The following is a 5519-nucleotide window of genomic DNA, read 5'->3' on the forward strand; positions in this document are numbered from 1 at the left end:
TCTACCATCACGTCGTTGGCCGATCCGTCGGGATTCTCACTCGATCCGCTCACGGATGTCTTGCGATCAGGTGCGCGCGAGTTGATCCAGCCAGCGGTTGAAGCGGAGCTGTCCGCACTGCTTGCGGCCCATGCCGGTGAAATGACCGAAGATGGCCACGGTATCTGCGCGTAACGCCCAACAGACAGCGCCGCGCTATACAGTGGCCACGCGGGGCTTGGCGGATCGAGGGCGGGGATATACCCATTGAGGCGTCCCTTCTGTCGAGCGAGCCGTGCCGATGCTCCATGCCTATAGCTGCAACGAACAAGGTCTGCGCCCGTTGCCCGTGCCGGCGCCGGACATTTCCGCCGCGATCTGGATCGATCTTCTCAACCCCGACCCCGAACAGGTCGCCGAGGTCGAGGCGCTCGGGCTGACGGTTCCTGGCCTTGAAGATATGGAGGAAATCCAGCTTTCGAGCCGGCTCTATCGCGTGGGGCAGGTGGATTACGTGACCGTCGTGCTCGCCGGTCCGTCTCCTGACGGTCGCAGGATCATGCGGCCGGTCTGCTTCATTCTTGGGCCCGAACGGCTGGTGACGGTGCGCTATCACGCCCCCGAAACCTTCGGCCATTACCCGACACAGGGTGGGCATCGTTCGCTGTGCAACGCCACGCCCGGACAGGTGGCGATGGGGCTGGTCGAGGATATCGTCGATCATCTCGCCGATGCGCTCGAGGATATCGGGCGACGGCTCGACGACATGTCCCAGCAGGTGTTCGACAGGGCGGGGCTCAACCGGGCGAATCTGTTGCAGAAGACATTGGAAAACGCCGGCGTGCTCGGCGAGCGGATCGGGCGGCTGCGCCTGTCGCTGCTGACGCTCGAACGGGCGCTGAACTATGTCGACCAGTTCCCGGGCGAACATGCCGCCGGATACGACACGAAGAAACTGGCGCGCGGTCAGGCACGCGATATCGCCGCGCTTGCGGTTCACGCCGATTTCCTGTCCTCGCGGGTGACGTTCCTGACCGACGCGACGCTGGGGTTGATCGACCTGGAACAGAACAAGGCGGTGTCGATGCTGTCGGCGCTGGTGGCGCTTTTTGCCCCGGCGACGCTGATCTCGTCGATCTATGGAATGAACTTCGCCTGGATGCCCGAACTTCACAGCCGGTGGGGATTCGCCTTCGCGATCGCCCTGATGATCGTATCGGCGGGGGTCGCCTTTCTCTATTTCAAGCGGCGGGGCTGGTTGTGAGGCGCGTGGTGCAGATAGTGGCGCGGGGGGCATAGATGGCCGGCCGGGTCTTTGCGGTGGTCGGACCGTCGGGCGCGGGCAAGGATACGCTGATGGCCGAGGCGGCGCGGCTCCGGCCCGATCTGCACATCGTGCGCCGCGCCATCACCCGGCGGGTGGCGGGTGGCACCGAATCCTTCGATGCCGTGACCGAGGAGGAGTTCCTGAGTCGCAAGACCGCAGGGCAGTTCGTTTTCGACTGGCAGGCGCACGGGCGGCGCTATGGCATTCCACGCAGCATCGACAGGGCGCTTTCCGAAGGGCGCGACGTGCTGTTCAACGGTTCGCGCGCCATCGTCGCGCATGCGTGGGAGGAATATCCCGGCCTGACCGTGATTCTGGTGACCGCCTCGGTTCCGACGCTGGCAAGACGGCTTGCCGAGCGGGGGCGGGAGACGCCGGTCGAGGTGGCGCAGCGTCTGGCACGGGCGGTCTACGAGATCCCCTGTGGTCCGCCGATCCGCGTGGTGGAGAACGACGGCACGCTGGCAAGTGCGACGCGCGCCTTCCTGGGCGCGCTTCAACCGCTCAGGATATAGCTGTTGAGGAGGTGGAACCGGCCGTCCTGCCCCTCGCCGAACAGGCTCATTTCGCGCATCCTGAACGGGCGCGGCAGAAGCGGTTCCAGCATCTCGTCAAGCCGCGCTTTTACCGTGTCGCGCGTTTGTGGCGGCAGGCGGCCGGTCAGGGTCAGGTGAAAGCGGAATTCCTCCATCACATGGGGATAGCCCCAGGCCTTCAGCAGTTCTTCCTGCCGTGCCGACAACCCCGCGTCGCGCCGGCGCCGCAGTTCCGCCTCATCCGGGGGGGCGCGAAAGATATCCAGCGCCTCGACCACACGCGCCGTCAGAAGCGCAAGCCGGGTCTGATCGCCCACGGGGGTCAGGGCCAGAAACTCTCCGATGCCGGTAACGCGCAACCCGTCGAGCAGGACCGGCGCCAGCGAGGAGGCCAGCGCCTCGGCGGCGTTGTGCAACTCGCCCACGTCGAATTGTGCGGCCAGCCGGAAGGGCGGTTTCAGGGTGGCATGGAATCCGTATTTGCGCGGAGCGGCGGTGATCTCGCTCACCGGCAGCGGCAGGCCTGACATCGGGATATGCGCGACCCTGCGGCCCGCCCTCGGGTCCCATCCGAGCCACGCCGCGCCGAAATCGGCCAGCGGGCCCGGAGGGGGGGCGAAATAGAGCGCATAGCGGGTAAATCCGTCCATGATTCGCCTCTAGCACATCGGTTCGAGTCCGGCGAGTATGGACGTGCGAGGGGTATGCGATGACCGGAACCATTCTTGCCAATGCCACGCTTGTCCTGCCGGACGAGGTCGTGCACGGGGCGCTGGCGCTGTCGGGCGACAGGATCGTTTCGATCGACCGCGGCGGCACCCGGGTGGCGGGTGCGGCGGATTGCGACGGCGATCTGGTGCTGCCGGGGCTGATCGAACTGCACACCGACAATCTGGAACGACATATCAAGCCGCGGCCATGGGTCGACTGGCCGCACGCCGCCGCGATGATCGCCCACGATGCCGAGCTTGCCTCGGTCGGCATCACCACCGTGTTCGATGCGATGCGCGTCGGCTCGGTTCCCTCCGAGCAGGGGAATTACCCGGCCTATGCCCGGCAGCTTGCCAGCGAGATGCTGCATCTGCGATCCGTCGGTGCCCTGAGAATCTCGCACTACCTGCACCTGCGGGCCGAGATCTGCTCGCAGACGCTGGTGAGCGAAATGGCCGAATTCGGGCCAGAGGACCGCGTGCGCATCGTCAGCCTGATGGACCATACTCCCGGGCAGCGGCAGTTCAGCGATATCGCGAAATTCCGCCGCTACGTTCAGGGAAAATACGCGATGACCGACGCGCAGTTCGATGCGCATGTCGCGCGCCTGATCGGGTTGCGCGAAACCCATGGCGAGTTGCACGAACGTGTCGCGATTGACGAGGCGCGCCGCTATGGCGCGGTTCTGGCCAGCCACGACGATACCATGGTGGACCATGTCGAAACCTCGGCCGCGCACGGGGTGGCGCTGGCGGAATTTCCCACCACCGCGCAGGCTGCATCGGCCTGCCGCAGGCTGGGGATCGCGGTGATGCTGGGGGCGCCGAACCTGATCCGCGGCGGCAGCCACTCGGGCAATATCGCCGCCCAGACGCTGGCGGAATCGGACCTGCTGGATATCGTCAGTTCCGATTACGTTCCCTCGGCGCTGCTGTCGGCGGCCCTGCTTCTGGGCGATCTGTGGGGCGATGCGGCGCGCGCGATCCGCACGGTGACACAGGCGCCCGCCGATACGGTCGGTCTCGGCGACAGGGGGCGGCTTGCCGTCGGTGCGCGGGCCGATGTGATCCGGGTCCGGCGCGTCGCCGGGGCGGGGGTGGTCAGGGGCGTTTGGGTTTCCGGCAGGCGCATCGCCTGAGGCGCCGGCCGGGCGGACGTTACCGGCTTTCCGGTGGAACGCGCGGCCGGTAACTGGCGGTTGCCCGCGTGTCGGCATAGGCGGGGTCGCGCGGGCGCGGGCGGGGGTGGAGCTTTCGGTAGCGGATCGCGGACAGCCGCAGCCACGCGGCCAGACCCGCCAGCGCGATGCCGAGAATCTCGACCGGGTCCACCATGGGCAGATACCCCTGGAAACCCCTGCTGAGCGTGCTCAACCCCTGGTAGTTGATTCCCCTTACCGCTGTCATGCTGAACGCGATCAGCACACCGCTCACCAGCAGCAGATTGTTCAGGATATGGCGGCGAAAGACCAGCGCCGTGACAAGCAGGCTGATCAGAACGACGGTTGCCATCACCCCGACAAAGGCGGCCTGAATCTTGCGCCGCTCCTCGTACCATCCCTGCGCCCGGGCCAGGCAGCGCCCGGTTGCCCAGACCAGACCCTGAAGGTCGAGATGGGTGTTCACCACCTGGAACAGGAACAGGCTGGCCGAAAGCCACCACAGCCATTTTTCGCGCCCGCGGCTCTGTTGCGCAACCCGCAGCATCAGAACCGCTGCGATGCCGTAGGCAAGCATGAAAACGGTGCCGCGCAGAATTGGGTCGCCGAAAATCTCGACCCAGTCGGCTACGCCACATGCAAGGGCACTGGAATAGACTTCGATATCACTCATAAGAACAATCAAACGTTTACGAAAAGTTTATAGCGTCCATACTGACACCGCCAGTCTTCTTGTTGCAAGGCCGGCCGGGACCGGGGCGGGGCCGGGGAAATGCCGGTATTCACAATCCCCCCCGGCTTCTCGCGGCGGGAAACTGGCGGATCGCGCTGATTTGTGGCGGATCCTGCGCTGGCGTGCAGGTGCCGCCATCGGCGTGCACCCTGTGCGGCATCTCGGCACATCAGCCGGTTCCCGCCAGCCTCCGCTATCTCTCGGTCCGCATGGGCCCACACAAAACAGGGCGATCGGGCCGGTCCTGATGCAGTTGCGGATTCGACAGCCGCAGGTGCTTGTGCAAAGGTTAACGCGGGATGTGGGGGTGTACGGTCATGCAGGTTTCAGCGATTTCCCGGTTGATTCTGCCCGCCGTTCTGGTGGCAGGAGGGGCGCTTGCACAGGACAGCGGCGCGACGAGCGGCGCGCAGCCAGCGGATGCGGCCGCCTATCGCAGGATCCTGCTGAACCTGCAGGACGAGCTTTCGGCGATGACGATCGAGCGCGACGACCTTTCGGCGGGGATAGGTTCGGCGCGAGCGGAACTTGACCGCGTGCAGGCCGAGTCCGCGGAGTTTTCCCGACAGATCGCGAATGCGCAGCAGGAATTGCAGGCGCTTGTCGATCAGACGGATGCCGAGCGGCAGCGACTCGAGACGCTTCGGGCAGAGCGTTCCGTCGAGGAGGCGAGATTCGAGGAACTCGGCGCCGGTATTGCGTCGCTGACCGGCGAGACCGAGAAACTGAAGGAAGCCCGCGATGGTCTGATGGCGCAGCGATCCGAACTGGAGGCGCTGATCGAAGAGCGCACCGCCGCGCTGCAAGGCATATCCGAAGCAGAAGCGCGCGCCGCAGGACTGGCCGGACAGATCGCGGCCCTTGAGGAGCGGCGCAATGCACTTGAGGCGGAGAACGCCGGCCTGAAAGCCGCCACCAGCGATATCGCCGCCGCTGAAACCCGGCTGGGCGATATGCGGGCCGAGGTTGCGAAACTGACGGGCGAGGTCGCACGGCTGGAAGGGCAACGTGCGGAACTGATGGCCGAGGCTGAGCGACTGGAAGCGCTGCGCAGCGAGCGCGCCGATGCCGAAG

The 5519-nt window shown here is 65.8% G+C and carries 6 protein-coding genes and 1 pseudogene; 5 read left to right on the top strand and 2 right to left on the bottom strand.

Annotated elements, in window-relative coordinates; all coding sequences use genetic code 11:
- From ACK5IR_RS05095 to phnN, 3 genes and pseudogenes are all read left to right on the top strand, one after another.
- Positions 1–156, top strand: a pseudogene (locus ACK5IR_RS05095) (IS256 family transposase); the annotation flags it as partial.
- Positions 157–280: 124 nt separating this feature from the next.
- Entirely contained in the window at positions 281–1243 is a 963-nt protein-coding gene (locus ACK5IR_RS05100; RefSeq protein ID WP_416926570.1) for a CorA family divalent cation transporter, read from the top strand.
- A 35-nt stretch (positions 1244–1278) separates the two neighbouring features.
- Positions 1279–1821, top strand: a complete 543-nt coding sequence (phnN, locus tag ACK5IR_RS05105) for a phosphonate metabolism protein/1,5-bisphosphokinase (PRPP-forming) PhnN (protein ID WP_416926560.1) — start codon at positions 1279–1281, stop codon at positions 1819–1821.
- On the opposite strand, the gene ACK5IR_RS05110 is transcribed toward phnN, so the two are convergent.
- Positions 1803–2492: a DUF1045 domain-containing protein gene (locus ACK5IR_RS05110; RefSeq protein ID WP_416926562.1), complete on the bottom strand. Its 690-nt coding sequence runs from the start codon at positions 2490–2492 to the stop codon at positions 1803–1805. The two genes, phnN and ACK5IR_RS05110, sit on opposite strands and share 19 nt — an antisense overlap.
- A gap of 59 nt (positions 2493–2551) precedes the next feature.
- Here ACK5IR_RS05110 and ACK5IR_RS05115 point away from each other — a divergent pair, with 59 nt between their 5' ends.
- Positions 2552–3691 (top strand): alpha-D-ribose 1-methylphosphonate 5-triphosphate diphosphatase, encoded by a 1140-nt coding sequence (locus ACK5IR_RS05115; RefSeq protein ID WP_416926564.1) that lies wholly within the window; start codon positions 2552–2554, stop codon positions 3689–3691.
- Between the two features lie 19 nt (positions 3692–3710).
- On the opposite strand, the gene ACK5IR_RS05120 is transcribed toward ACK5IR_RS05115, so the two are convergent.
- Complete coding sequence (locus ACK5IR_RS05120; protein WP_416926566.1) at positions 3711–4385, bottom strand: hypothetical protein; 675 nt, start codon at positions 4383–4385, stop codon at positions 3711–3713.
- 377 nt (positions 4386–4762) lie between these two features.
- Here ACK5IR_RS05120 and ACK5IR_RS05125 point away from each other — a divergent pair.
- Positions 4763–5519: hypothetical protein (locus ACK5IR_RS05125; RefSeq protein WP_416926568.1), on the top strand; the 757-nt coding region annotated here is incomplete at its 3' end.

The organism is Tropicimonas sp. (genome assembly GCF_047971885.1).
In the GTDB taxonomy this organism is placed as follows: Bacteria; Pseudomonadota; Alphaproteobacteria; order Rhodobacterales; family Rhodobacteraceae; genus Tropicimonas.